Source organism: Gemmatimonadaceae bacterium, assembly GCA_020846935.1.
Taxonomy (GTDB): Bacteria; Gemmatimonadota; Gemmatimonadetes; order Gemmatimonadales; family Gemmatimonadaceae; genus RBC101.
Map to the genome: position 1 here is coordinate 704,231 of JADLCY010000001.1, position 26,482 is coordinate 730,712.

21 protein-coding genes are annotated in these 26,482 nt (G+C 67.6%); 6 read left to right on the forward strand and 15 right to left on the reverse strand.

Features of this window, described 5'->3' with window-relative positions; genetic code table 11:
* Positions 1-186: 186 nt before the first annotated feature.
* From IT361_02920 to IT361_02940, 5 genes are all read right to left on the reverse strand, one after another.
* The gene (locus IT361_02920; protein ID MCC6316619.1) at positions 187-858 is read right to left on the reverse strand and encodes a hypothetical protein; all 672 of its coding nucleotides are present in this window, start codon (positions 856-858) and stop codon (positions 187-189) included.
* Between the two features lie 9 nt (positions 859-867).
* Complete coding sequence (locus IT361_02925) at positions 868-5,952, reverse strand: hypothetical protein (protein MCC6316620.1); 5,085 nt, start codon at positions 5,950-5,952, stop codon at positions 868-870.
* Complete coding sequence (locus IT361_02930; GenBank protein MCC6316621.1) at positions 5,949-9,143, reverse strand: DNA helicase; 3,195 nt, start codon at positions 9,141-9,143, stop codon at positions 5,949-5,951. The genes IT361_02925 and IT361_02930 overlap by 4 nt, the downstream gene beginning before the upstream one ends.
* Before the next feature lie 330 nt (positions 9,144-9,473).
* Positions 9,474-10,622: a TatD family hydrolase gene (locus IT361_02935; GenBank protein MCC6316622.1), complete on the reverse strand. Its 1,149-nt coding sequence runs from the start codon at positions 10,620-10,622 to the stop codon at positions 9,474-9,476.
* Between the two features lie 149 nt (positions 10,623-10,771).
* A complete protein-coding gene (locus IT361_02940; protein ID MCC6316623.1) occupies positions 10,772-11,242 on the reverse strand; it encodes a hypothetical protein in 471 nt (156 codons plus the stop codon).
* Between the two features lie 141 nt (positions 11,243-11,383).
* On the opposite strand from IT361_02940, the gene IT361_02945 reads away from it, so the two are divergent.
* Positions 11,384-12,538, forward strand: coding sequence for an exo-alpha-sialidase (locus IT361_02945; protein MCC6316624.1), 1,155 nt, complete (start codon positions 11,384-11,386; stop codon positions 12,536-12,538).
* A gap of 142 nt (positions 12,539-12,680) precedes the next feature.
* On the opposite strand, the gene IT361_02950 is transcribed toward IT361_02945, so the two are convergent.
* From IT361_02950 to IT361_02960, 3 genes are read right to left on the reverse strand one after another with little or no spacing between them, the layout of a single operon-like run.
* Positions 12,681-13,016 (reverse strand): cupin domain-containing protein, encoded by a 336-nt coding sequence (locus IT361_02950; protein ID MCC6316625.1) that lies wholly within the window; start codon positions 13,014-13,016, stop codon positions 12,681-12,683.
* Positions 13,013-13,216: a DUF542 domain-containing protein gene (locus tag IT361_02955; GenBank protein ID MCC6316626.1), complete on the reverse strand. Its 204-nt coding sequence runs from the start codon at positions 13,214-13,216 to the stop codon at positions 13,013-13,015. Before IT361_02955 ends, IT361_02950 begins: the two co-directional genes overlap by 4 nt.
* Before the next feature lie 17 nt (positions 13,217-13,233).
* Positions 13,234-13,530 carry a metal-sulfur cluster assembly factor gene (locus IT361_02960; GenBank protein MCC6316627.1) on the reverse strand — a complete coding sequence of 99 codons (297 nt, stop codon included), beginning with the start codon at positions 13,528-13,530 and terminating at the stop codon, positions 13,234-13,236.
* Positions 13,531-13,651: 121 nt separating this feature from the next.
* Between IT361_02960 and IT361_02965 the strand changes: the two genes are divergently transcribed.
* The 5 genes from IT361_02965 (at position 13,652) to IT361_02985 (ending at position 17,340) form a co-directional block, all read left to right on the forward strand.
* Entirely contained in the window at positions 13,652-14,362 is a 711-nt protein-coding gene (locus IT361_02965) for a Crp/Fnr family transcriptional regulator (GenBank protein MCC6316628.1), read from the forward strand.
* A gap of 61 nt (positions 14,363-14,423) precedes the next feature.
* Positions 14,424-15,512, forward strand: a complete 1,089-nt coding sequence (locus tag IT361_02970) for an Mrp/NBP35 family ATP-binding protein (GenBank protein MCC6316629.1) — start codon at positions 14,424-14,426, stop codon at positions 15,510-15,512.
* Positions 15,513-15,529: 17 nt separating this feature from the next.
* Positions 15,530-16,837 carry a hypothetical protein gene (locus IT361_02975; GenBank protein MCC6316630.1) on the forward strand — a complete coding sequence of 436 codons (1,308 nt, stop codon included), beginning with the start codon at positions 15,530-15,532 and terminating at the stop codon, positions 16,835-16,837.
* Positions 16,834-17,091 carry a DUF2249 domain-containing protein gene (locus IT361_02980; GenBank protein MCC6316631.1) on the forward strand — a complete coding sequence of 86 codons (258 nt, stop codon included), beginning with the start codon at positions 16,834-16,836 and terminating at the stop codon, positions 17,089-17,091. Before IT361_02975 ends, IT361_02980 begins: the two co-directional genes overlap by 4 nt.
* 30 nt (positions 17,092-17,121) lie before the next feature.
* Entirely contained in the window at positions 17,122-17,340 is a 219-nt protein-coding gene (locus IT361_02985; GenBank protein ID MCC6316632.1) for a DUF2249 domain-containing protein, read from the forward strand.
* Between the two features lie 138 nt (positions 17,341-17,478).
* Here the strand turns inward: IT361_02985 and IT361_02990 are convergent, their stop codons facing one another.
* From IT361_02990 to IT361_03020, 7 genes are all read right to left on the reverse strand, one after another.
* The gene (locus IT361_02990; GenBank protein MCC6316633.1) at positions 17,479-18,108 is read right to left on the reverse strand and encodes a hypothetical protein; all 630 of its coding nucleotides are present in this window, start codon (positions 18,106-18,108) and stop codon (positions 17,479-17,481) included.
* Between the two features lie 151 nt (positions 18,109-18,259).
* Positions 18,260-18,439, reverse strand: a complete 180-nt coding sequence (locus tag IT361_02995; GenBank protein ID MCC6316634.1) for a hypothetical protein — start codon at positions 18,437-18,439, stop codon at positions 18,260-18,262.
* Positions 18,436-19,854 carry a hypothetical protein gene (locus IT361_03000; protein ID MCC6316635.1) on the reverse strand — a complete coding sequence of 473 codons (1,419 nt, stop codon included), beginning with the start codon at positions 19,852-19,854 and terminating at the stop codon, positions 18,436-18,438. Before IT361_03000 ends, IT361_02995 begins: the two co-directional genes overlap by 4 nt.
* A gap of 142 nt (positions 19,855-19,996) precedes the next feature.
* Positions 19,997-23,041, reverse strand: coding sequence for a serine/threonine protein kinase (locus IT361_03005; GenBank protein ID MCC6316636.1), 3,045 nt, complete (start codon positions 23,039-23,041; stop codon positions 19,997-19,999).
* 27 nt (positions 23,042-23,068) lie between these two features.
* A complete protein-coding gene (locus IT361_03010; GenBank protein MCC6316637.1) occupies positions 23,069-24,244 on the reverse strand; it encodes an aryldialkylphosphatase in 1,176 nt (391 codons plus the stop codon).
* A 27-nt stretch (positions 24,245-24,271) separates the two neighbouring features.
* Positions 24,272-25,459, reverse strand: coding sequence for a phosphotriesterase (locus IT361_03015; protein MCC6316638.1), 1,188 nt, complete (start codon positions 25,457-25,459; stop codon positions 24,272-24,274).
* Positions 25,460-25,501: 42 nt separating this feature from the next.
* A complete protein-coding gene (locus tag IT361_03020; GenBank protein MCC6316639.1) occupies positions 25,502-26,329 on the reverse strand; it encodes a hypothetical protein in 828 nt (275 codons plus the stop codon).
* Positions 26,330-26,482: the final 153 nt, after the last annotated feature.

Below are 26,482 nucleotides of genomic sequence, written 5' to 3' on the forward strand. Positions count from 1 at the left end.
AAGGGGCCCAGCTGACCCGTGGCCGTGAGAAACGCTCGCTCGTCCGGATCGCGAGGGGGCCGCGTCATGCCCGTGACGTCGGTGCGCGCCTGAAGCTCCCGGAGGCGCGCAATGCGCTCAGGCCACAGCAGCTCGAGGTTCGGCAGGCGGATGGTGTTCATGTGCGATCGGTGCTCTTGCCTGAAGCTAACGCCCAAGGGCGTGCAATTGTTCCAGTAACGCCTGGAGGGCCTCCTCGGTCACGACCTTCCCGGCTGCAGCCATCCCCTCGAGGGCTTCGAAGGCGTCGACTGCGGACTCCCGTCGCAGCCGATCCCGGAGTGACGCGGTGTCCAGATCCTTCCCGAACGCGACGATCATCTCGATGGCCTGTTCGCCGTATGATGTGTGCTTCCAATGCTTGAAGCCCACCACGCGGTCCGAGAGCAGCACTTCCCTTACGACGATACGCAGCGGAAAAAGGCCGACGCGCACCAGCTGCGTAGGGTCCGACATCTCGAGCGATGGCACCTCCACGAACAGTTCGCCGCGTTTCCAGTGCCGGCCGGAGCGTTCGAAGCCGAGGCGGGCAAAGACGGGGTCGAGGCGGTCTCGCTGAGTCGGTCCGCGAAGCGCCTCGATCACGAGGTCGATGTCGCCGGACTTGAAGATGCCCGGTGCGTGCACTTCAATGGCCGAACCGCCAACGAGCGTGACCTGCATTCCTGCGTCTTCGAACGCGCTGGCCACGATCGAGGTGATCATCGCGACCTGGCGCGCGTGGTCGACGGCATCGGCGGCCATGCCGCCTTCGAGCAACAGGTCGAGGGCGCTCCGTCGCGCGCTGTCGTCCGGAACCTGTTCGTCTCCGTTAGTCATTGGCTGAGACTATCGCCGGCGGCGGCTCTTTGGCGGCGCGGCGTGCTGGCCAAACAGATCGGTCACGCCGTCGGTGGGCTTCTCCAGCTCGGTGCTGGATGTTGCGTGCGATTCAATGGCCGTGGCCGCGGCGCTCGACGCGCCGCCGAGGAGCGCGTCGATGCGCTCGGCGTGCCGGGCGCACTCGTCCCACGATTCTTCCACGCCTTGCTCGAGTTGCCACGGGAAGAAGCGGGGACCGAGGCGGGAGGCAACAGGCTGGTGTTCCCGGGCGCGATCGTCGTGGCCGAGGCCGTAGTCGGCGAGGCGGAGGGTTTCGGGAAGCATCCATCCTTCGCCGTCGTTCTGGTTGAGGAATGCGTCGAGGCCGAGGCGTTGGAGGTCGTGGAAGGCGACCTGGGTGAGGACGGTGTGACGGAGTTCGGGGTCCTTGTCTTTGTCCACGCGCCAGAAGCCTTTCGGATCTACCGTCCGGGCAAACGTGTCGGAACCCAGGAAGTCTCGTGCCTGGTCACACTCGTTGAGTAGCCAACTCAGCGAGCTAACCTCGAGGCCATAGGTGTGAGCGGATAGTACCTCAACGATCACGCGCAGTCTCCTCCGCTCGTGGGGAGCAACGGCCCAGAGGCGGCGCCAAGCTTGATCTCGACGGTGCGAGACACTCCTCCAGGTCCGACTCCACCTTACATGGGGGAGGTTCAAGCGAGCCGAGACTTCAGAGAGTAGCTGCGTCGCCGCCTCTCGGTTCGGGAGCGGATTCGCATCGAAGACGTGATAGTCAAGGTGGAGACCTCCCAAACGCGCCCGCATGACGAAGTCAAACGGGAGGCTATTCAGCACAGCCACGAGTGCGAGGTCGCTCTCGGTACTTGAGGTCCAGAAGATCGCTGCGGTGTCGCCCGTGGGTACGTCTGACAACACGCTCGCGATCGTTGAACGCGCATTGGTAGCTGAACCAATCCGCATGTGAGAGACCTTTGTACCACTCGCGCGATCCGAACGTGCCGCGTAGTCATTCACCGCCATGAGGTACTGCGGCTCGATCACCTTGTTGTCCCACGGGATCTCCCGCCACACCGCCGTGCGTCCTTTCCCACGCACCCACCCCTTCTCACTGAAATCGAACTGGCCGATCATCCTCCCCTCGTACAAGGGCAGCGCCACGTCCCCGTCCGGCCCGATCCACATCCCGTACTCGTTAGGCCTGTACCCCTTCCGCTCCCACTCCTGCCGCGGCGGAAAGAGCTTGGAGTCGTTTGTCATATCGAACTCCCTTGTATACCTGATCCCCCACCCGTCCGGCCCCTCATCACCCAGCAGCACCGAGTTCCGGTACATCTTCTCCAGCACGGCCAGGTCCCGCTCCGACCTAATCTCCAGAATCGCGCTCGACCGCGGGCTGAACTGCGCCACCCGCTCCCGCGGATAGGCCAGCACGTGCCGCTCCGCCTCCTGCCAGTCCTCCACCGCGCGATGCATGAACGCCGTGCGAATGGCCGTGGTCTGCCCGCCCTTGCGCACGATGATCGGGTTGAACTTGAAGCGACTGTCGATGTCGAAGAGCTTCTGCCGGTTCTCGAACCCGAACAGCCACTCCCACCGATTGCGCTCCAGCAACAGCCGCCGCAGCTCCGTCGATCCCTTGTCGGTGTAGATCCCCGACGGCACGATGAAGCCGAGCACACCGTCGTCCCTCAGCAGGGCGCGCGCAGCCTCCACGAACATCTTGTAGGTGTTGATGTCCGCCGAGCCCTGGTGACGGTACGGATGCTCCTCGTCGGCATATCCGGCACGCGCCGAGCGCTGCGTGCGCCAGAACGTGTGCAGCGCCGCGCTATCTGTCGGGGATCGCGAGAGCGCAAACGCGGAATCGCCATCCTGCGCGTCGCCAAACGGGAACGCCACCGAGCGATTCCACGTGGAGAACGACTTGAAGCGCGCCTTGTAGCCGATCCACGCCGCTTCGACGCGTGCGTCGCGCTCGAACATTGCCTGCTGGGCGGCGAGCGCCTGCTGCTTGCCGTACGTGCGATACAGTGGGTCGATGTTGGAGAAGTACTCCTTGGAGTTCGGCTTCTGGATCTCCCACGGCGGATTGCCGACCATCGCGTCAAAGCCCGAGCGCGGGTCCGTGAACACGTCCGGAAACTCCAGCTCCCAGTGAAAGAAGCGGTGTTCGCTGCGTACCGACCGCACGATCTCGCGCGTCGCGGCAGGCAGGTCGTGCAGGGTCAGTGGCGTGGGCACGTGAGCCAGCTGGTCTCCCGGCCAGAACCAGATGGCGCACCACGCGTCGAAGGCGTCGCGCAACTTCGCCAGCTCCGGGTTCTCGGCGATCTTGTGCCTGAACAGCTCCTCGCGCTCGCTCGATGCGTGGACCGGCAGGTCGTGCAGCTTGCGGAACACGGCGAGCGCGTTGTCGTGCACCGCGTGCGCGGCGGCCACGTCCTGCACCATCGCCGTGCGTAGCTGCGGCCCGCGCGCCTCGATCAGTTCGCGCATCTGGGGCTTGATCACGTCGTCGCGCACGTCCTTCCACGCCTGGGTCCAGCGATCGCCCGAGCGCTTCACTTCGCCCTTCTTCTTGCCGCTCTTTGCCTCGTATTCGCGATAGTGATGCACAAAGCGGTGGTCCTTGTCGCCGGCGTCGTCCCGCGCAAAGGCCATGACCGGATAGTCCTGAAAGCGGTCGAACCACGTGCCTACCAGCGCGTTGCCGCAACGCAGCTTGTGATCGAGAAAGCCGAAGGGCAGCCGCCGGTCCATGGTCTCGATCCAGAGCGCCATGCGCGCCAGCTCAACGGCCAGCGGGTCCATGTCCACTCCATAGATGCAGCGCTCCACCACGTGCCGCTTGAGCCGCGCGCGCAGGCGATCGTCGAAGTCCTCGTGCTCCAGCGGAAGCGGCACGGTTTCCTGCGTGGGGTGTTCGAGCGGCTGCCCGTCGGCCAGCTTGACGATGGCGCCATCGGCGCGCGCGTGCAGGCGGCCGTGTGCATGCAGGCTCTCCACCAGCGCGTCGGTAACGTAGCGCAGCGATGACACGAGGAACGACCCGGACCCCATGGCCGGGTCACAGATCCTGAGCGCGAGGATCTCCTCGGGCGTCCGCGGCGCCCAGCGGGTCACCGTGGTCAGGCCCGTTGCGGCGTCGGTCTGTTGCTCGACGCTGGTGTAACACATCGGCTGCAGCGTGCGACGCACGGTGGGTACGGCGAGCTGCGGCCGAGTGTAGAACGTGCCGGCACCTTTGCGCGTGCCGCCCCAGCGGACGAGGTACCATTGGCCGGGAAGCACCAGCCGGTAGAGCGACTGGGCGCGCTGCCGTACTTCGCTGGCCCAGCGATCGCGCACCACCGGGTCCTGGTCGTTGCGCGGGTAGGGGACGAGCCTGGCCTCCTTCACTGCCTTCTCGGCCCAGATCGATGCACGCTCGCGGATCACTCGTGCGGTGTCGGCGGCGCCCGCGTCCGCGCCAGTCGGTTCCGCCTCGCTCTCGCTCGTGAGGGCCGCACCGTCGTCGGTGCCCGACGAGTCGCTGCCCTCGCTCCGGTCATCGGCCTCGTCACCCAACGCTCCATCGGCGGCTTCGTCGTCGTCACCCTCTTCGTCGGCCTCGCCCTGCCTGGCGCTCTTTCCCAACTTCCCGATGAGCTCTGCGAGCACCTTGGGCGCCATCTCCTGCTCCAGGCGCGACAGGGGCAGCGCCGGCTCATCGCCAAGCCTGAGAAACACGATCGCATCGTCAGGCGGCGCGCGATGCAACTCGAAGTCGAGCAGGCCCTCGTACAGGATGCCGATGTACTCCGACGACAGGTCGGAGAAGTCGACGGGCGCGTTCACCCACGTGCTCGCTCGGCCCTGCCGGACCTTGACCTTACTGACGGTAAGCAGCTCGAGGATCTGGTGGATGCAGTGGTCGGAGGGGGCGTTGGCTGGTGATTCGAACGCGGCGATGGCGCGCAACACGCCGTCGGCCGACGACGCATGACCAGGCTCGAAGAGGCCACCACCGTATGCAGGAATGGGCAACGCTTCATGCGCCGATCCGCGACGAATGAGGTCGAACAGTCCAAGCATCCGCGGCCAGGCGCTGAACGAATGCCGCAGGCGCTCGGCGCGCCCGCCAGCGAGACGCGCGAGTTGCTCGCGCAGCCCCTGCAGCCCGTAGCATCCGTGGTAGATGGTGTTGTCGCGCGGGAGCAGGTCGCGCGCTTCGGCGAAGAGCACGACCACGCAGCGCATGACGAGGCGGGTGGCGGCAATGTACAGTTCGCGACGCGAGACCTGTTGCGGCCCGTTGCCGTCGACCGCGTCGAGCGCGGCTGCCGACTCCTGGATGAGGCGTTCGACCGCCTGCCGCACGCGTTCGCCGAGCGCGGCGGAGAGTTCGGCCTGGCCGCGTCGCGAGGCCAGGATGGCGGCAACGAGCGGCGGGTGTTCGCCTGCACGCGGTGGTTGGAGAGCCTGCGGCGACAGGAGCGTTCGGAGCGCGGTGAGCTGCGCGCCAGGCTCCCCTTCCTCGAACCAGAGATCGGTATCCCACTCGCACCACGCATCGTAGTCGGCGCCGGCGTGCACGAGGCGCCACTGGCGGCCGTTGGTGACCACGGCGACCGGCTGATTGAGGCGCCGGAGCCACTCGGTAACGCGCGAGACGGCGCGCCGTCCCCGTCCTCGCCCCAGCCGTTCTCCCGCGCCTGCGTGATCGGCGACGAACAGCGGCAGCACGAACTCCCTGTGGCTGTCGCTGGTGTCGGAGTCGACGAGTGCGTGCCACACGCGGCGCGGCTTGAGGGTCTCGCCGGTGACGGCCTTGATCGACCAGCGCACGTCCACCTCGCTGCCTTTTGTCCACCACGACGGCTTGAGCTGCAAAACGTCTTCGAACACGAGGTCGAGCAGGGCGCCGAGCTGCTCGCCATTGTTTGTGCCAAGTCGCAGCAGGTCGCGCCGGAGTCGATCGGCGAGATGGCCCGGCAACGGCGCTGCCGTGGTAGGGAACGATTCGGCGATGCGCGCGGGGGCAATGAGCATGCCCCCGTGGACGAGCGATGCCCACCACGTTTCCGGATTCGGGGATGGGGACGTCATCGTGTGGCAGGAGCCGCGGGGAAGCGGATCTCGATGGCGACGGGGAACACCTGCGCGGCACCGCGCAGGGCAAAGCGCCGGGGAAGCAGTTGCTCCAGCACGCGCGCCTGTTCCCGCTTGAGTTGCGCGAGCAATTCCTGGTAGTGCGTACGCCGGCGATGCAGTTCGTCTTCGAGGTTGGCCAGCTCCTGTTCCTGTTGTCGCGCTATTTCGGGGAACAGGGCACCCTGGCGCAGGTCGGCCAGCAGAGCCTCGCGTTCTCGTTCGAGCCGGGCAAGGGTCGTCTCCTGCATGGCGCGCTCCACTTCCTTGAGGCGATGCCTGAAGCGCTCCTTTTCGGTGGACAGGGCAGCCTTGGCCGCCTCGGTCACGTCTCGGCGCATACGAGTGGTCAGGTCTGCCGACAGGCGCTCGAGGACAGCGGGGAGTTCAGGCCCGACGTCGAGCCAGAGGTCGGAGGCTTGTGCGGCGAGGTGCGTGTCGTCGGTGTCGAGCGGACGGTCATCGGCCGGAGCGATGGGTGGCAGCGGCTCGCCGATCACGCCGTTCTTTACGGGCAGGCGGATCGTGCGCACCCAATGGTGAAACGGCTCGCGCAGTTCGTTGATCGCGAGTTCTTCCACGGTGAGGAGCAGCACGGCGTCTGCGCCGTCGGGCATCGCACCGGTGCGGGCGGTCCATCGGCTGACCGTGGTTCCCTGGTGTCCTCCCGGGAATCGAGCCCGGGCGAACATGGCGAGCGCGTGGCGAAAGAGCGGGTGGCCGAGGTGCAGCAGTCGCGTGTCTTTGGCCGGCCTGAAGACGGGCCTGCCCGCGAGATCCTTTACGAAGACCTTTGGATCGAACGCGAGCGCGGCGAGGGCACCGGAGACGCGTGCGGTGGGACTGATGCGAACCGCGTCGTCGATGATGTCGGTCCATTGCGGCGGCAGCGGGTGCCTGAGACGAAAGCATCCGCGTGCGTCCGGGCCGTCGAGCCGCGGGCTGCCGAAGTTGATGCCGAGAGCGACGTCGAGGGTCTGCCGGAGGGAATCGGGCGAGAGGTCGATTTCGCGGCAGAACTCCTGTAGTCTCTCCGATTCGTCTTCGCCGGCTTCGGCGAGGCGCGGAACGCGGGTGCGGCCTCTTCGTCGGTCGACATCGGCATCCAGCGCAACGGTGACCGACGAGGTATCGAGCTGGTCGGTGAAGCGGCGCTGAAAGGCGGCGTCGAACACTTCACCCATGGCGCCCAGGTCCTCGCGAATGGCGTTGACCTTGCCCACCACGTGACCGAGGAAGCTCAGGTCGGCGTCGTCGTTGCTGGTGAAGTGGAAGATGGTGACGTCGCGCGCCTGCCCATGGCGGTCGAGACGGCCGTTGCGTTGTTCGAGGCGCGCGGGGTTCCAGGGCACGTCGTAGTGCAGCAGCAGGCGTGCGGTCTCCTGCAGGTTCATGCCTTCCGAGGCGGCGTCGGTGGCCACGAGGACGCGGACGGGGTCGTCGGTGTCGTTGAACGCCGCGGTGATGGCCTCGCGGTCGCAGTCGTCGCCGCCAAAGAGGGCGAGGATCGCGCGACCATCGTCCTTGAACTCCTGCCTGAGGCGCCGCAGCAGGGTATCGAGCGTCGTCTTGTACTCGGTGAAGACGATGAGGCGCTCGTCGGGGTGCCATTTCGAGCCCTGGCGCAGGCGATGTCTGACCAGCGCGACGAGGCGATCCCAGCGTTCGTCCTCGCCGGGGGGCACGTCGGCGGCATCGCCACGCAGGCCTAACGCGGCGAGTGCGTCGTCGATGGCGGTGATCTGCTCAACGAGATCGCCGGCCATGGGCTTGAGCCACGCGCCCGCCGTGCGGCTCGCGTGCCGTCCGCGGCCGGTCTTCTCGCCGTCGTCAGCAAGGTCTTCCTCGCTGGCACGCATCGCCGCGCCCATCTCCGACGGGTGCGCGGCTTCGGCGTCGGCAAGGCCCTCCTTGAACCGGAACCAGGAGTCGGCGAAGGTGGTGGGGCAGGAAAGCAGCCGCTTGTTGAGCACTTCGAGAGCAAACGTCCCCGCAACCTGCTCGGCGCGTTTAGCTGCGGCCGCACGCGCGCGCACGGCCCGGCGAAACTCGCCAAACGCGCTGGCCAGCTGCTGCTCACGCGCGCCGAAGAAGAGCGGCACCGGTTCAACGAAGCGCTGCGCAAAGCGTGCGGGCTTACCTGCCTTTTCGTCACTCTCGTTGATCTCGCGCTTGAGCCGTCGGATCACCACGTCTTCGACGCGCTTGCGTTCTTCCGGTGTGAACTCGGGCTTCTGGGTGAAACGCACGGGGTCGAGCAACTCGAGAAGCCCGGAGAAGGAGCGCGTGTGCCCGTTGTGCGGTGTGGCGGTCAGGAAGAGCTTGTGCTCGAACCAGGGACTGATGAGCCGCAACATCTCGCACAGGTCGCTGTCATGTCCGAAGTTGGACGGCGTGAGGTTGTGCGCCTCATCGACGATGAGGAGATCCCACGGCAGGAGTGCCGATCCCTCGGGCTGGCGGCACGCCGACGTGAAGCGTTCGAGTACGTCCGCCTGCTTGAGGTAGTGGTAGGACGTGATGATGCGCGGGAAGGTTCGCCACGGGTTGGCATCGAGCCCGAGGCGCTTCTGCAGTTTGTGCGTCTCGTCGCGATCGACCACATCGAAGCCCAGGGAGAACTTGTCTCGCATCTCCTGGTGCCATTGGTGTCGTAGCGACGCTGGAGAGAGGATGAGCACGCGCCGCACGCGGCGCCGCAGGAGCAGCTCGGTGAGGACGAGGCCCGCCTCGATCGTCTTGCCGAGTCCGACGTCATCGGCCAGGAGCAGGGAGACGCGCGGCATGCGCAGCGCGTGGAGGACGGGGACGAGCTGAAAGTCCTCGACCTGCACGGCGCCAAAGACGGGAGCGGCGATGGGTGCGCTGGCGCCGGGCCCTGGGAACGGTGTGACGGCGGACCAGCGGCAGGCGCGCACCAAAGCGTCGAAGTCCGCCGGTGGCATCGCGGGTTCATCGGCCACACGTGGGAGGGCCGTCGGTTCGAGGAGCGACGCATGACGTTCACGCTCCCAGAGCACGGTGTCCTCGGCGCTTCCCTCGCTGCCCGAGTACTCGACGCGTACGAGGTGCAACCGGCCTTCGCCTGGTGCGTCGTACGGTTCAACGGCGGTGACAATGCCGCGTCGGTTGCGGACCGTCGCCAGCATGCCGACACGCGGGTGGTTCGGCTCCTTGTGGTTTGGCAGGGTCATGGTAAGGGTCGAACCTTCCCGCCGATCAGCCGCTCGGCAACGAGTTCCGAATTGTATGACCCGTGCGGCTCCACGACCACACGGCGCGCGCCGACTGTTTGGGTCGACGCGCCGCGACCAGCGCTGGATGCGCTCAGGGCCCGAGGGGCGCTCGACCGAGCAGCTCGTGAGATGCCGCTTGCCAATCAGCCCGAACGAGTTCCGCGAGGCAGGCGCGGCCGGTCACGAGGGCGGACGACGCCATGCGCACCGCTCAGGCTCGTCGCCCGCGCCACCGACCCGCGACTACGCGCCGGCCTGTTTCACCTGCGGCTGCGGCGCCACGAACGTGAGCACGCGCCTCGGGTTCTCCACGAGGATCTTGTGGATTGTTTCATCGGTGACTCCCAGCTTCCTGAGCGCCGGCACCACCATCGTCGAGATGTACGCGAAGCCGCCGCCACCGTTCTTCGTGAGCTGCGCCTGCGTGCACACGTCGTGCGCCACCAGAATGCGCTCCGTCAGCCCCCCGTCGATCAGCGTCTTGATGCTCGCCGCGAGGCGTTCGGCGCCGCGCGCGAGCTGCACGGCGCTGCTGTCCGCGCTCCGTACACTCCCGATGTAGTCGAACTCGACATAGGCACCACGATCGGTATACCGCTTCATCGCGGCCAGGTCACCGGTGCCGGTGTGCCCCATCACGACGTGGTTGAGGTCGACGCCCTCCGAGGCCACGATGTCCAGTGCACGCAGCATCTCGTCCTGTGACGCAAAGCTGTGAAAGCTGATCGGAGCCCCGGTGAGACGGGACGCGCGCGCGCTCGCCCGAATGCTCTTCTGCTCGTTCTCGGTGAGCGGAATGCGTGCGCCAAAGGCTCCCACCCCCACCTCGCCGATGATGCCCGAGCGCACGTTGGTTCCTTGCGCGCCCTGCGTGATGTCACGCAGAAGAATCGCCGTGAGCTCCTCGACCGTGCGTTCGTTCATGTCCTTGGGGTGATACGGGCGCATGTACCACCCGGCGCCCATCACCACGTGCAGGCCCGAGGCCTGAGAGACGCGCCGCAACCAGTCCGGATTGCGACTCAGCCCGAAGTTGGTGACGTCGACGATGGTGCCGCCGCCCGCGTCCTTGAACTTCCGGATCTCGGCGAGCTGGATGTCGAAGTCGGTGAGGCCGCCGCTTCGCGCCGTGTCGCCCGGCGTTGGCGGCACCGGCTTTCCGTCGGCTGTGGCCGGTGCCTTGAAGTCGATGAAGATGTGTTCGTGCATGAGCGTCGCACCCGCCTGCGCGGGATCGATGGGCCCGGTCACGGTGAGGATCTTGCCCGCGAGGTTGGGCGCGGCAGCAGCGCCGTTGCCCTGCGCACCCGCGACAGCGCTCGCCGAGAGCGCTACGGCGGACAGCAGGGCCCCACGCAGTCCTCGGGACATCAGCTCGATCATGCGGTGCATGCTAATCCTCTCCGATCGCGGAATTGAGTGGCGGTGAAGTCATGGTCACCGGGGCCGGGGACCGCGGGCGCCAAAGGTAGCGCTGCAGCATGCGCCCATCCAGAACACGAAGCCTCCTCGACCCGTCGACCAGCTCGTGCGTCAACGCATCACTCCCTGGATTCGCGGCTCCGGCCTGTTGCCGGCACATGCTGAGCTTCCACCTTGAGCGTGGAGAGAAACAGGGGCCGGTCGACGATCTGGCCCAGCAGGTCCACGTACACCGGAATCCGGCCGCGCACCGGAATCCATACCCGCGGCGCCCGCACCTGATCAACGGTCGCCTGCGCCCAGAGATAGAATCGCGGCCTCCCAAGGCGATCCAGGGCGAGGCGTCGGCGCGTCCCCAGCAGTGTGGTCACCACTACCTCCCCACCCTCGCGAGCGACGCGAATCGCGACGGCATGGCCAAAGAACAGGACCGGCAGCACGAGCGGAGCCGCCACGAGCAAGAGGACAGGCGCACGCAACCACACGCCGGCAGTAACACACAGGCCACCAACGACGAGCCCGAATGCCATGAGCAGCCGCCACAGCCAGGCCAGCTTGCCATACCTATAGAACTCGACGGGGACGTTCACGAGAGCACCATGGGTGGTCACGGTTCGTGAGGAGTTGATGGCAAACGGAGAGGTAGCCTCTCGGGCTGGCCCGGCACCATGCCCCGTGGCATTCTCCCGATGCCAATCCGCGGAGCGACCTCACCCCGTCTGGCCCGGCCCATGGCATCCTTCCCCACGAATTCCGTAGCGACGATCCTGTGGCTGCTGCTCGCCGGCTGCTCCACCCAGGGCTCCGCCGGCGTCCGCGGGGCTCCGGCAATCGCGAACACACAGCGCGTCGACCTGGATTCGAGCGGCGTGGGATACCCGGTGTACCGCATCCCGGCCCTGACCGTGTCCAACGCGGGCACGCTCATCGCCGCGTACGACGGCCGGCCGTCGATGGCCGACGTGCCCGGAAACATTGCGCTGCTCGTTCGTCGAAGCGTCGACGGTGGCGCGACCTGGCTTCCCCGTCAGGTCGCGCGTTCAGGCGGCCCTCCCCTGGGCTACGGCGACCCGAGCCTGCTCGTGGACCGCACCACCGGACGAATCTTTCTCTTTCACGTGGCCTCCGTGCGCCAGGGATTCACCGGATCCGCCCGTGGCAATCGCGAGGACGACCTGGACGTCCTGCAGGCAGACTACAGTTGGTCGGACGACGATGGCCGGACCTGGCAGCACCGGCGCATCACCTCGGCGATCAAGGATCCGTCATGGGGCGGCATGTTTGCCTCGTCGGGTCAGGGCATTCAGCTGCGGCACGGCCCACACGCCGGACGACTGATCCAGCAATACGTGGTGCGACGCAACGGCGCCAACTACGGTGTGAGTGCGTTCAGCGACGATCACGGCGCCACCTGGCGCTCAGGACAGCTCGTCGGCCCAGGCCTCGATGAGAACAAGACCGTGGAGCTGGACGATGGCCGCGTGATGCTCAACAGTCGCGCGACGCCACATCGACTCATCGCGTTCTCGGCGGACGGCGGCGAGACGTGGGGCGAGGTGCGCGCCGACTCCCAGCTCATCGATCCGGCCAACAACGGCGCCATCGTGCGCTACGATCCGGATGCGCGACCCGGCAGCACACGCGCGCGGTGGCTCGTGTTCAGCAACACGGCGCATGCAGCCGCGCGTGAACACGTGGCGCTGCGCTACTCGTGCGACAATGGAACCAGCTGGAGCGCACCCTCGACGGTCGAAGCGGGACGATCGGCGTACTCCACGATCGTCATCCTGCCCGGGGGCGACATCGGCGTGCTGTTCGAGCGCGGGAACTACGAGTTCATCACGTTCGCCCGAGTCAGCCCGCGGTGGCCGGGCGCGTGCCAGTAGCCGAACGCGCACACACGGTCAGCCGAACGCGCGACTCCCGTCGCGCGGGAAGCCCTGCCGCCGCCAGCATCTCACAGCCCAGCACCTCCCGCAAACCCTGCCACACTCCGGCCGACTGCGCCTACCAGCCTCGACGCCGAAGTCAGCGGGCCGCCGGGCGCGGAGCGATCGTCGCCGCCAGCGTGAAGGTTTCGCTGTCCGCGCGCATCCCGTGGGGTTCGCCGGGCTCATAGGTCACGATCGCTCCCGCACTCACTCGCTGCTCGACTCCGTCCGCTCCGGACACGATGCCGCTCCCCGACACGACGTGCAGCAGCACGCTGGAGGGGCTCGTGTGGACCGCGACCTGCTGCCCCGGTTCGATCCGGAAGAGCGCAACGCGGACGTCGGGGCTGTCGTGGACGAGCGTCATGGCCGGTCGATCAGGCCGCGCGCTCACCGCATTCGCCGCAAGGGCGGAGGCATCGTAGGTCTTCATGCGCCGCTTCGCGCGTTGCTCAGTGCAACGAGCAGCGCCGCCAGGTCCAGGCCGTCGCGGCGCGCCGCGTCGGTGAGGCTCACGCCACCTCCGCAACAGGTGTCCAGGCCAAGGCGATTGAATACCGGAATGGTCTCCGGATGTCGGGCGACCACTTCATTGATGGTCAGCGCCGGGTCGATGGGAAGCGTCGTGGTCATCGTGGATGGTTCAACGGTCATTGGGGGAATGCGCCTGGTGCAATCATGCCGGGATGCCACGCCGGATCCCACACGAGGTTGGTGTCGACGCGCGCGATTCCATTCACCTGCGCCACCGCCGATCGGATGCCATCGGTGATGAGGCGCTCGAGCGGGCAGCCGGGTGTGGTCAGCGTGTACGTCACGCGCGCGGTGTCGTGATCGACTGCCACATCGTACACCAACCCAAGCGTCACGATGTCGCGCCCGAGTTCGGGGTCGATCACGGTCGACAGGGCGGTCCAGATGGTTGAGGCGGTCGACGCAGTTTCCATGAATCTCCCGGAAAGCCGGCAGGCAGGAGTTGACGAAAGCTCGCCCGGTTGACCGTGGCCACGCGTGACGGTTGTCACAGGGACAGATGGAGGCGCGCGTATCTCCGCGTATCTTCCCGCCATGCCCGCGGCCGAACCGATGCCCACCGCCCTGCTGCGCCGGATTCCGCTGTTCGCCGAGCTGTCCGACCACGCACTCTCGGCGCTCGCGAATCGATGCGTCACGCGCGCGCACCCGGCTGGCACGGTCCTGTTCACCACTGGCGAGCCGTGTCGCGGACTGTACATGGTCGAATCCGGCCGAGTGCGCATCTACCGCACCGACGCGGCCGGCCGCGAGCAGGTGCTGCACGTGGAGGGCGAAGGCCGCGCGGTCGCCGAGCTTCCGCTGTTCGACGGCGGTCCCTACCCTGCGTCGGCAGTCACGATCGAAGACAGCCGGCTGGTGTTCCTGCCACGCGCCGATTTCGAGTTCCTGTATCGCTCGCAGCCGGACATCGCCCAGGCCGTCATCCGCGCGCTGGGCCGACGGCTGCGGCAGCTGGTGCATCTCGCCGAAACGCTCGCATTCCGCGACGTGGCAGCGCGCCTCGCCCTGCTCCTCGTCGGATATGCCGAACGCAGTGGCGTGGTGACGCCTGCGGGCACGGAGATCGAACTCGACCGCACGCAGGAGGAGATCGCGCACGAAATCGGAACCGCGCGCGAGTCGGTGTCGCGGGCCATGAAGGAACTCCGGCGACGCGGATTGATACGGACGGCGAGCCATCGGCGGCTGCTCATCCCCGACGTAGCCGGCCTGCGCGCCCTGGCTCCGGGCCGGGAGGGGTGAACCCGCGGCGCTGAGACATCCGTCACACCTCGGGGCCTGACGGATGGTGAGCCTTCGGGACATGAACACGTCCCCAACGTCTCCCGTGGAGGGCACCGCGCTGACCCACGCCGGTGTGACCAACGCCCTCAGGTCCGTCAGCTATCCCGGCCTCTCGCGGGATCTCGTTTCGTTCGGCATGGTGCAGCACGTGAGCGTCTGCGACGGCCGCGTGAAGGTCGTACTCGGCCTGCGCACCACCGATGCGTCGATCCCGGCGCGTATCGAGAAAGCGATGTGGGATGTGCTGGAACCTCTGGGCGCAGTGAGTCTCGCGATCGAGATTCGCGACCCGGCACCCGTGGCCGCCACCGCTCCCGGCGCCAGGGATCCCTGGGGTGATCAGGCTCGGCTGGCGACGGTGCAACACGTGATTGCCGTCGGCGCCGGCAAGGGCGGTGTAGGCAAGAGCACGGTCGCCGTGAACCTCGCGCTCGCGCTCGCGAAGGAGGGATTGCGCACCGGCCTGCTCGACGCGGACATCTACGGCCCGAGCCTTCCGATCCTGCTCGGGATCGAGGACGGGGCACGTCAGGTTCGCATGTCGTCGGAGAAGCACATCATGCCGCTCGAAGCGCATGGGCTGCCGCTCGTGAGCTTCGGGTTCTTCCTTGGCGAGGGTTCACCGGCCATCTGGCGAGGCCCGATGGTGTCCAAGGCCGTGAAGCAGTTCGCGCGCGGCGTGGCGTGGCCGGAACTCGACATTCTGGTGGTCGACCTTCCGCCCGGCACCGGCGACGTGCCGCTCAGTCTCGCGCAATCGGTGGCGCTCTCGGGCGCCGTCGTGGTCACGCAGCCCGCACGCGTTGCGATCGCCGAGGCGCGCAAGGCCGCCGAGATGTTCCGGTCGCTGGAGGTACCGTTGCTTGGCATTGTCGAGAACATGAGCGGCCCGTTCGGACGCGGGGCGGGCCTGACGATCGCCGCCGAGCTGGAGACCGTGTTGCTGGGCGAGATTCCGTTCGACGAGAGCATCGTGGCCGAAGGTGACCGCGGCGTGCCGTCGATGGTCGGTCGCCCCGGGAGCGACACCGCGCTTGCGTTCGATCACGTCGCGACCGGTGTGGCGAGCGCCCTGGGCTGGCAACGCGTGCCGGCCGCGGTGCAATGACGTCGAGCGCGCGTCCGATGGCGTCGCACGGGGCGGCGGCAGCGACCGTTCCCGGCGCCGCCGCTGCGTCGCCCACGACCGCCTCGGCAAAGCTGGCCGGCAAGCATTTCGCCGCGGCCATCGCGTACCTGGTCAGCGGCTCGGTCGGGCTGGTGTGGATCGCTCCCGAACTGGCGGCCGGCAACTACCTCGCTCCGCACGTGACCGGCGTCGCGCACCTGTTCACGCTCGGTTGGCTCACGATGACGATCTTCGGGGCGTTGTATCAACTGGTGCCGGTGGCGCTGGGAGCACCGCTGCGCTGGCCGCGCATGGCCCACGTGAGCTTCGCCGCCCTGGCGCCCGGCGCGGGCGCGTTTGCATGTGGCGTGGCTGCGGGTTCGGTGTGGGCGACGCACGCGGGTATTGCGCTGCTGACGCTGGGCATCGTCCTGGCCGTGACCAATCTTGCGGCGACGCTGCCTCGCGCGCGTTCGCGCGACGAAACGTGGGTGGCGATCGCGCTCGCCATGGCGTTCCTCGTATCGACGCTCATCCTGGGCGTGGTGCTGCTGCATAACGTGCATACCGGCTTCATCGCGGCCGCGCGCGTGCGTGTCCTCGCGACTCATCTGCACATGGCGATCGTGGGTTGGGCACTCATGATGATCGTCGGCGTGTCGCACCGGCTGCTGCCGATGTTCCTGCTCGCGCACGGCGCCGATACGCGCTGGACCCGGCGGGCGATCGTGCTGCTCGCCGCGGGAGTGACGGCGTTTGCCCTTGGCACTACACTGTCGCTGCCTGCGCTGGTCTGGGTGGCCGTCGTGTTGCTCGAAGCCGGCGTGGCCTGCTTCGTCAGGCAGGCGTGGGCCTTCTACCGCGTCCGGGTGCGCAAGCAGATCGACGTCGGCATGCGCTTCGCGGCCACGGCGCTGGCGTTCCTCGCCGCCGCGGGTGTACTCGGCCCCATCCTGCTCGTGCGCGGCGCCTCGTCCACGCGGGTTGCCACGGCCTACGTGCTCGCCGGCCTGCTCGGTGGCGTCGTCACCTACGTGATCGGCTTTCTGTACAAGATCATTCCCTTGCTCGCCTGGACCGTGCGCTATCAGGGAATGGTGGGCCAGGCCAGCGCGCCAACAGTTGCGCAGCTGTACTCGGCGCGCACCGCACAGGTGCAACTCGCCTTGATGGGCGCCGGCCTCGTGGCCCTCATCACGGCGACCTTGCTGGGCCTGGCGACCGTCGCCGTCAGCGGCGCGGCGCTCTACTTCACCGGCGCGCTGATCTTCGCCAGCCAGATGCTGCGTGTTGCCGTCGGCCGCCCCATCGGAGTCACCTCATGACCCACACCACTCCCGCTCCCCCGCCCTCGGCGCCCGTCGTCGAACTCGATGTTCGCGATGACCTGCGCTCCGGCCGCGAACCATTTTCGAAGATCATGGGAGCGGTCGCGAAGCTCGAACCCGGGGCGGTGCTCCACCTGCGCGCCATCTTCGAACCCGTCCCCCTGTTCGCCGTGCTCGGCGAACGTGGCTTCACGCACACCTCCCGCTCCCACGCACCGGACGACTGGTCCGTGTGGTTCTGGCGCGCCTGACGCGCAATTCACCTTTCGAAGGAGTTGACCATGGAACTCGACGTCCGCCTCATCCCACCCCGCGACAAGCACCCCACGATCTTCAGGACCTTCGACGCGCTCACCGCCGGGCAGGCGATGGTCATCATCAACGATCACGACCCTCGGCCCCTGCGCTACCAGTTTGCTGCCGAACGTCCCGAGCAGTTCGAGTGGACGTACGAAGCCGAAGGTCCCGAGGTCTGGCGCGTCCGCATCGGCCGTCGGTAGGCCGGTCGGCGGTCGCCGTGCGGCGCGGCGGCCGTCGCCGACCGGTTCGCGGGGGTCACGGTCGTTAGGCGCCGGGCCCTCGCCGGCCGTCCCGCCGCGCCTCGCCACCGTGTGCGCGAGGCAGCGACGGAGCGGGTGCTACTTCTTCAGCCAGCTCTCGCCAAAGGCCAGGGCCGATCCGCCGAACGACGTGCCGGGCGCGCGCGTGCCGTTGATGGTCACGTCGGCCGAGGTGCCGTTGATGCGGAGGAACGTCAGCCCAAACGGATTCGTGGGCCGCGAACCCGGCAGGATGTCGATCAGCTCCGCGGCCTGCAGATCGTGCCAGGCCAGCCGGATGTCGTAGCCGGGGCCGCGACACGACTCGGTGCGCTCGCGAATCCCATCGCCGCCAGGAACGAAGGTCGCCCCGCCAACCGCGGTGAACGGACGCTCGGTGTAGGCCGGGCTCGTGTGCCTGAGGATGTCGTTCACCATGTACTGGTAGAGCCGCTCGTTGTCGTACAGGGCCACCCGTACCTGGCCGGCCTCGCCCGCCTCTCCAACGGTGACAAAACACACGTGGCCCGTACCGACCGGACTCCAGTGCACGCGCCAGAAGCTCACGGACGTGAGCGTCTTGCCGCCGGCTTTGTCGAGCAGCCGGATGTAGGGGTTCTCGCCCGACACCATGGCGGTCCCCGGGCGCGGGCCGGGCCCCTGCGCCGCCAGCGGCGCGGACAACACAACAGATGCTGCGACGGCAGCGGTGGTCAACAAGCGTCTCACGGCACGCCCTCCTCGGGGTAGTTGGGTCGAACGGGGGCAACGCTAGCTGAAAACCGTGCCGCGCTCAAGGCAGCGTGCTCCCACTCCTGGTTGTCGCCATCATGCAGTGCCACAGTCGCCGCGCCCGCCATGGTGCACCAACGAGCGCGCGTCAGCCCAGGGCGACGGGAGACGCCTCCGCGGGGGTGATGCGGGTCTCGCGTTGGGCGCCTTCGATCACTCGCCACACGAAGAACGTGAGGCCGCCAAGGAAGAGAGCGATGCCGACGGCCAGTGCAAGCACATCGGCGCGAGCCATCCTGGCGTGGCGAGGGAGCGTGGATCGAGTCATGCTCGGTTCGGGTCGCGCTTGAGCGGAGCGAACTGCAGGAACATGCCGGTGAGGACCGACACGATCACGCCGAGTTCGAAGAGTCCCAGCAGCACCATGTCGATGCCGCCACGACCGGTGATGGCGAACATGTGCAGGTCGAGATACGGGCCAAACCGCCGCCAGAACGCCGACCGACGTTGCAGCACCTGGCCGTTGGCCATCGCCACGTACACGTCGCTGCGGTCGGGATCCTCGAATCGAAAACGGTACGCACTCACCTGCGTGTTGAGATCCATCCACAGCTGCGAGGATTCGCCGACGTAGAAGTACACAGGCTCACCGACCGTCTCCTGCCGGGCGACGAGCCCAGCCAGCTCAACGGGTATCCGTTCCGTGCGCTCACCCGTTGCGGCGTCGTGGACGTCTCCGAGTTCGCTCAGGTTCCGCACCACGATCCAGGTGTCACGATCGCCGAGCCTGCGCCACTCGATCGCTTGCACCGGGCGCGAGCCAGGGGCGTCCGACGCGCCCGTTGCCTGCAGCACGGTGCCCGGTTCCGCGAGCCCATGTGTGGTCGGTATGCCGGCCGCCCATGCGCGATTGATGCTGGCCTTGCCGCGGAATGGATCCTCCATGGGACCGAAGCAGATCCACATGTAGATCCCCGCACCCATTTCCAGCGCGAGCAGACCACCCACCACGAGGCCGGCCCGACGGTGCAGCGTTCGCGCGCCCAGCCCGTCCGATCCACCGGTCACGGTCGCCCGCGTGCGTCGCCACCAGAACAGTTGATATCCAAGGAACACCAGCACGATCACACCGGTCGCACACGTGAGCAGGATGGTCGTCCACACCATCAGATGATCGCTCAGCTGATTCACGTGCAGCGTACGGTACCACCACTCGAACCGGCCTGAACCCGCATTCATCCGCCTGAGCGTGCGCCCTTCGTCGCGCGAAAGCACCAGCGTCGCCGCCTGATCGCCGTCCACCGTGGCGCGGACGGCCGGCACACGGCTCACATCGTAGTAGCGGTTGTACTCGGGCGCCTCCTCCAACCGCACGAAGCGCGAGCCGGCGAGAGCCTCACCTGCCACGAGCGCCAATCGTTCATCCGACAACGGATCGAGCCGCGCGCCGGTCATCGCGTCGAAGGTCATGGCCAGCGCCGACGGAGTCGGCTTCACGGTGTACCACAGCTCGTTCCCGCGCGGCTGCAATCGCACAGAGTAGACGCGGCGGAGCCCGTGCTCACTCGCCAGGCGACGCAGGAGTTCGTTGGGCGTGATCCGCGCCGAGCCGAGCGGGACGTCCACCGAGTTGTGCGCGTTGATGGTGTAGTTCCCGGCCAGTCCGTTGGGGCCGGCGTTCATCGTGACGAGCATCATCGCCACCGACGACGCGATCCACGCCAGCAGCGGCAGACTCAGCACAATCCCCAACCAACGGTGTGCAGTCGCGGCTCGTGACCTGGCGCGCGCTCCCATCATGAGTTGCTCCGATACCGGTACAGACCAGCACGGCCGTCGACGGCCTCATGGCCCTCGCTCGATCGACGGACATGCGACGTGCGCACTATCTCCCCTGCGCGGCACGCGCTCGCCACACGCCTGCCTGCTCGGGCTTGCCCCACCGTTCATACAGATTGGCCAGCCACACCGCATTGATCTTCCACGCCGGTGCGGCTGGCGCACCGAGAGTGCGCAGTCCACTCTCCGTCGACAGGAGAATCGGCTCCGCTTCGCCGTACTGCCCGGCCCTCGTCAGGCAGAACCCCAGCACGCCCCGCACGCGCAATGGCAGGGCCTGGGTCGAGTCGCGCGGCAGGTACGGCAGGCTCTCCCGGATCATCGCGTTCCCGCGTTGCACGGCGCCGGTCGCACAGAGGTCGATCGCCATCGCGCGGCGCACCCCGATGATGATGGCGTCGGTCGGCGGACGATTCGACAGGATCGACATCGCTTCCTCCAGCTGCGGGATCGCGCGCGTGGTGTCGCCCGTCGCCTCGATCGCGGCCGCGAGGTTGGCCAACTGTATGCCCGCCTGTGCACTCCGGGGTCCATACACCTTGCGGCGAATGTCGAGACCGAGGACCGAGAGCGATTCGGCGCGGGCAGGTCGCCCGCGTGCGACGGCGATCGCGGCCTGCTTTTCGTACGTGTCGCCGACCGACCAGTGTTCCGGCCCAAACGCCGCCCGCCGACCAGCCAGGGCCTCGTTGAGCATCGTCTCCGCCTCGTCGTACTTGCCCTGCTTCTGCAGCGCCCAGCCCAGTTCGGCCTGAGCGTACAGCGCCTGGTCCTGGATACCGGCAGCTTTCCAGAGTGGCATGGCCTCGCGCAATCTCACTTCGGCCGCGGGCCAATCCTCGCGCCGACTGGCGAGGATCCCCAGGTCCATCAACGTGGCGGCAACGGCCGGACTGCTGTTGCCGAGCACCGATCGGCGCGACGCCAGCGCCTTCTGGAACAGCGTGTCGGCTTCGTCAAAGCGACCCTGGGCCTGAAACAGCCTGGCCAGCTCCGTACGCGAGAGCTGCACGTCCGGATGGTCGCCGCCAAGCAGCTTCTCCCGCATATCGAGCGATGCGCGGATGGGTTCCTCTGCCTCCTCGAGTTTGCGCTGCGCCACCAGCGCCGTACCCAGACGCCCCTGGATGTTGGCGATCTGCGGATGTTCGGCACCGTAAAGCGTGCGGGCGATGGGGAGCGCCTCCCGGACGGTCTTCTCCGCGTTGGCGTTGTCCGGTTTGTAGAGATAGGCGTCGGCGAGGCTGATCATGCCCTCGACCACGGTCGGGTGGTTCGTGCCGTACACGCGGCGCACGATGGCCAGCGACTCCTCGAGCAACGGCAGCGCTTCGGGTGAACGCGCGGTGTAGCTGAAGAACGTGCCTAACGCCTTGAGGCGCTGAGCGACTTCGAGGCCGGTGCCGCCGTGTCGCCGACGGGTGAGCTGCAGCGCCTCGCGATACCGCTTCTCGGCGCCCGGGAAGTCCCCCTGCATGTACCGGGCGTCACCAAGCGCCTGCAGCGAGCTGGTGATGCGATCGTCGTCGGGCCGCATCGTCCCGCGCATGCGCGAGAGCGCCTCATTCAGTCGACGCTCGGCCAGGGGATAGTCACCGGTGGCCTGGGCCAGCTTCCCCAGTTCGTCGGCGCTCTCGGCGACCGAGGGATCGGTCGCGCCCAGCACGCGGCGACGAATGGTGTACGCGCTGTCGAGCTGCGGCCTTGCCTGATCGTAGAGCCCAAGGCTGAAATACGTGCGGCCGATGGTCGATGCAACGGCGGCGCGTACCTCGGGCTGTCCGGCGAGCGCCGTCGTGGACGTGTCGGCGGCCGCGCGGTCGAGCAGCTCGCGCACGCTCATTTCCTTCCCGCGCGCGTTCGCGGGGTCGGATGAGGCGAGCATGCGCTGCAAGAACGTGTTGATGGCCTGCGCCTTGGCCGCCTCTCCCGTCGCGCGCTCGGCGCTGGCCACGGCCGCGGCCTGTTCGCGCGTCGCTTCCGCGCGCGCCGAGTCGGCCACGCGAAGTGCTGAATCGGCCACGGCACGACGACGCTCGGCCAGGGTGCTCGCCGCCACCGCTTCAGCGCGTCGCACCTCGGCCGTGCGTTCGGCGGCCCGCGCGCGGATCGCCTGATACGTGCTCACGATCGTACCGGCAACGAGCACCACTCCGGCGGCGCCGATCCCGGCAACGAGAGCGCGATTTCGGCGCGCGAACTTGCGCATCTGATACACCGCACTCGCGCGACGCGCCACGATCGGTTCGTCGCGCAGGAACCGTCTCACGTCGCCGGCCAGTTGATCCGCCGAGTCGTAGCGGCGTGCCTTCTCCTTGTCCAACGCCTTCGCCACGATGACTTCCACGTCACCCGACAGGCGCCGATCGATGGAACTCAGTGGGGCGGGCTCGTCCACCAGGATCACGCGGACCGCCTCGATGATCATCTTCCGGCTCAGGTCGTACGGCAGCCGCCCCGACACCAACTCGTAGAGGATCACACCCAGCGAATACACGTCGCTCCGACCGTCGATGTCGGTCGGGTCTGCGTTCACCTGCTCGGGACTCATGTACTGCAGCGTTCCCACGACTTCGCCCACCGTGGTCGCGCGCGTCGCCTGCATGTCGGCGTCGGTGAGCCGAGCCACCCCGAAGTCGAGAATCTTCGGCTGCCCCGCGGCGTCGACGAGGATGTTGGCCGGCTTGAGATCGCGATGCACGACGCCCTGCTGGTGCGCGTAGTGCACCGCATCGCAGATGCGCGCGAACACCTCCAGCCGCTGAGCGAGCGTCAGCCCGTTGCGTTCGGCGTACGTGGTCAGCGGTTCGCCACGGACCAGCTCCATCGCAAAGTAGGACTGCGAGCCGTAGGGCCCTTCGTCCGTACCCGCCTCGTAGATCTGCGCGATGCCCTGGTGCTGCAGTCGGCCAAGCACCTCGGACTCGCGCGCGAAACGACGCACGAGCTGCGGCGACAGGAAGTCCTCACGAATGACCTTGAGCGCCACCCGGCGGTGCGGCTGGTCCTGCACCGCCTCGTAGACCGTGCCCATGCCGCCCTCTCCCAGCGTCCCGACGATCCGGTACTTCCCGATGTTCGTTGGATGCATGGTGTTCGTGGAGCGGGCGGAGGAGACTCAGGAACGACGTGCGCTGGCCGGGGATGCGGCGATCTCTGGCCGCGGAGCCACGAACGTGAGTGCCCGACGCGGATTGTCCACCATGAACTTGTTGATCACTTCTTCGCTCAGCCCCTGGCGCCTGAGCTCGGGCAGAAAGTACTCGGAGATGTAGGCGAAGCCCGTGCCGCCGTACGTCTTGAGCTGCGGCTTGGTGCAGATGTCGTGGCTCAACAGGATGCGATCGGCGTAGCCCAGCCTGACCAGCTCGACGATGACCGAGGCGATGGTGCGGTCGCTGCGATTGCCCAGCACGCCCGCCGGTCCCGTGATCACGCCGAGCCAATCGATCTGGAGATAGACACCCTTTTCCAGGATGCGCTTGACCAGGGAGAAGTTGGGCGTGATGCCGCCGCTGTGGCCCATGATGATCTGCGACGGATCCACGCCCTCCGAGAGCGAGATATCGATCGAGGTCAGCCGCTCGTCGTCGACGCCACCGGCATGGAACGACATTGGCGCTCCGGTGATGCGGGCGGCGCGCGCGCTGGCGCGAATGACCTTCATCTCGTTAGGCGTGAGCGGGCCGCCGTCGATGCCGATCTCGCCGATCACGCCGGAACGGATGCCGGTGCCGTCCACGCCGACCGTGATGTCCCTGACGATCACCGCCGCGAGGTCGTCGACCGAGCGCTGGTCCATGTCGAGGGGATGATACGACTTGGTGTACCAGCTCGCGCCCATCACGATGTCCAGGCCGGTGGCGTTCGCCATCTGCCGCAGCGCCTTTGGGTCGCGACCAAGGCCGATCTCCGACACGTCCACAATTGCACCGCCGCCGGCCTTCTTGAACTCCATGACTTCGTGATACGACTCGTCGAAGTCGCCGAGGAAGTTGCTGCCCTTCACGCCGCGTCCATATCGCGTGCGACTCAGCGTCTCCATCGTCAGCGGCTGCTCGTACAGCTCGGCGTCCTCCGCATTCGCAAAGCGCGGCACCACCGGCACCGGACGCTGGAAGTCGATGAAGATGTGCTCGTGCATGAGCGTGGGCCCGAGCCGTGACGGGTCGATCGGGCCCGTCACCGTCTGGATCTTGCCGGCAAGGTTGGGGATGCGCGCTGGCGCCGTCGCGCTGCCCTGAGCCGAGACCGCGTCCGCACCGGCTGCCGCAACCACAACCGCTGCGGCCATCACACGTCTGTTCAGTGCGATCATGGTTCACTCCCCTCCGGCTCGGCCGGATCGTGACGCCTGAGGCGCCACCAGCGTGAGCAGTCGCCGCGGGTTCTCCACGACGATCGTATTGAGCTGTGCGTCGGTGAGCCCCTGCCGCTTGAGATAAGGCAGGAACGACTCCGCGATGAACGAGTACCCCGTGCCACCGTAAGCCTTGAGGTTGGTGCGCGCCTCGATGCCCTGCGACACCACGATGCGGTCGGCGTATCCCGCCTTCACGAGCTCGACGATCGTTCTTGCCACCTCGGAATCGATCGGCCACGTGCGGGTCACCAGCGGCGGCGTGCCGAGCATGTCGAACGCGATCGTGGCCCCGCGATCGAGCAACGGCCTGAGGTAGGCGAGGTCTCCCGCGTACGCATCCCCGTGCCCGAGCACCGCACGGCGCAGGTCCGCGCCCTCGGACTGGAGCACGTCGAGCACGCGGCCGTGCTGGCGGAACCCGGCAGAACCGGAAAGCAGCACGGCTGCCCCGGTCTCGCGACTGGCGCGGCCCACCGCACGGAGCACGCGGTCGGCCGCCGCAGAGTCTGCACCGCCCGCGATCCCGACCTCCCCGATGATCCCGGCGCGCACATCGGTGCCTTCCACGCCCACCGTGATGTCGCGAACCATCTCGTCGACCAGACTCTCGATGCTGCGGTCACCGAGCCCCGTGGGCCACCAGCCGGCCTGGTACCAGCCCGTGCCCATCACGAGCTGCACGCCCGTGGCCCTCGCCACCCGCTGCAGACCAGCGGGGTTTCGCCTGAGGCCGATGCTGGTCACGTCCACCAGCGCCGTCCCGCCTCGCCGCTTGAACTCGGCCAGCTCGGCCACGGCGGTCGCCTCGGCGTCGAGCAGCTGGTTTTCCCGGTTTGGGGCGCCCAGCATCACGTCGGAGAGGATGTCGATGGTGAGCGGGGCGTTGTAGAGCCTGACGGCCGTGGCTCCGATCGGTCGAGTGCGTCCGGCTGCTTTCCAGCGATCGGGCTCGGTTTCCGGCAGACTGAAGTCCGCCAGCACGTGCTCGTGCATCAATGTGTGCCCAAGCTGCGCCGGATCGATCGGGCCCAGCACCGTTTGCACCTTGCCCGTGGCGTCCCCGGCGCGTTGCGCCTGGGCATCGATCGGTGCGCCGAGTGCCAGCCAGATGCCGGTGACCGCCGCGGCCGCGTGAACGCGCCTCATGCCTGCCCTCGCTCTCGTTAGGTCGTGCGTCGAATGCCGGCGCTACCTGGCGCCGCGAATCGTCTGGATCGCCGCCCACGCCTCCCGGGTGCGCCACGTCGAGCCTCCCAGCTGCGCGTCCCAGAGCGACAACCCCGCCTTGCCCGAGTCGCGCAGCCACGCCAGGTGCTCCATCGACGCGTTCCCGCGCCACTGATTTCGGTGCGCCGGCATTCCGATCATCAGCTTGGCCACGTCGCTCCCGCTCACCACCTCCTGCGCGCCGAACGCGCGCCACGCCTCGGCGTGCGCCCCGAGTTCTTCGTAGCCCATGGAGTTGATTCCGTCCACCAGCGGAAAGAGATCCTTCCACCACGACTGGTTGGGCGCGTGCCACACGTACGCAAAGGTGTCGACCGTGAGGTGCTTGCCACGCGCGCGCAGTTCCCTGGACAGGAGGCGCACGAACTCCAGGTACGGCGCCTTGTCGGCGTCGAGTTCACCCGTGCCTTCGAGGTCGAGATCGATCCCATCGAGGCCCAGGCGATCCATTTCGGCGATGAGACTCGACACGAATTCGGCCCGCCGATCCACGAACGCCCGCCGCGCCCAGGGCCAGTCCCACGCCTGCGTGGTCACGTTGTAGTTGTAGACGCAAAGCAGCACGCGCACGCCGTTGGCGTGGCCCCAGTCGCGGAGCCGTCGCACGGCATCGTCGCTCGTGTCGTCGCCGCGCTTGACCCGCGCCACGCCGCTGCCGTCAGCCGTCGGCTCCCAGAACTGGAGCGCGAGGTGCGTGAGGCCGTCCTTCATCCCCAGCCCGTCATACGACTCCTCCAGGCGCGCTTTAGAGGCACCAACGCCGTAGGGTGGCACCCACGTCATCACCATGCGCTCCGTTTGGCGAAACCGCGGCGTCGAGGTCGGCGACAGGCGCTGCTGAGAGGCAGACCCAGTGCATCCCAGGGCGAGGCCAGCCGAGAGCGCAGCCGCGACGACGTTGCGCGGCGACGCGAGTCGCCCGATGCACCATCTCATGGCGTT

Bases quoted from the DNA above. Each gene is read 5' to 3' on its own strand.
- IT361_02920 (MCC6316619.1), bottom strand. From the start codon at position 858: ATGACTAACGGAGACGAACAGGTTCCGGACGACAGCGCGCGACGGAGC.
- IT361_02925 (MCC6316620.1), bottom strand. From the start codon at position 5,952: ATGACGTCCCCATCCCCGAATCCGGAAACGTGGTGGGCATCGCTCGTC.
- IT361_02930 (MCC6316621.1), bottom strand. From the start codon at position 9,143: ATGCTGGCGACGGTCCGCAACCGACGCGGCATTGTCACCGCCGTTGAA.
- IT361_02935 (MCC6316622.1), bottom strand. From the start codon at position 10,622: ATGCACCGCATGATCGAGCTGATGTCCCGAGGACTGCGTGGGGCCCTG.
- IT361_02945 (MCC6316624.1), top strand. From the start codon at position 11,384: ATGGCATCCTTCCCCACGAATTCCGTAGCGACGATCCTGTGGCTGCTG.
- IT361_02950 (MCC6316625.1), bottom strand. From the start codon at position 13,016: ATGAAGACCTACGATGCCTCCGCCCTTGCGGCGAATGCGGTGAGCGCG.
- IT361_02955 (MCC6316626.1), bottom strand. From the start codon at position 13,216: ATGACCACGACGCTTCCCATCGACCCGGCGCTGACCATCAATGAAGTG.
- IT361_02960 (MCC6316627.1), bottom strand. From the start codon at position 13,530: ATGGAAACTGCGTCGACCGCCTCAACCATCTGGACCGCCCTGTCGACC.
- IT361_02965 (MCC6316628.1), top strand. From the start codon at position 13,652: ATGCCCGCGGCCGAACCGATGCCCACCGCCCTGCTGCGCCGGATTCCG.
- IT361_02970 (MCC6316629.1), top strand. From the start codon at position 14,424: ATGAACACGTCCCCAACGTCTCCCGTGGAGGGCACCGCGCTGACCCAC.
- IT361_02975 (MCC6316630.1), top strand. From the start codon at position 15,530: ATGGCGTCGCACGGGGCGGCGGCAGCGACCGTTCCCGGCGCCGCCGCT.
- IT361_02980 (MCC6316631.1), top strand. From the start codon at position 16,834: ATGACCCACACCACTCCCGCTCCCCCGCCCTCGGCGCCCGTCGTCGAA.
- IT361_02985 (MCC6316632.1), top strand. From the start codon at position 17,122: ATGGAACTCGACGTCCGCCTCATCCCACCCCGCGACAAGCACCCCACG.
- IT361_02995 (MCC6316634.1), bottom strand. From the start codon at position 18,439: ATGACTCGATCCACGCTCCCTCGCCACGCCAGGATGGCTCGCGCCGAT.
- IT361_03005 (MCC6316636.1), bottom strand. From the start codon at position 23,041: ATGCATCCAACGAACATCGGGAAGTACCGGATCGTCGGGACGCTGGGA.
- IT361_03010 (MCC6316637.1), bottom strand. From the start codon at position 24,244: ATGGCCGCAGCGGTTGTGGTTGCGGCAGCCGGTGCGGACGCGGTCTCG.
- IT361_03015 (MCC6316638.1), bottom strand. From the start codon at position 25,459: ATGAGGCGCGTTCACGCGGCCGCGGCGGTCACCGGCATCTGGCTGGCA.
- IT361_03020 (MCC6316639.1), bottom strand. From the start codon at position 26,329: ATGGTGATGACGTGGGTGCCACCCTACGGCGTTGGTGCCTCTAAAGCG.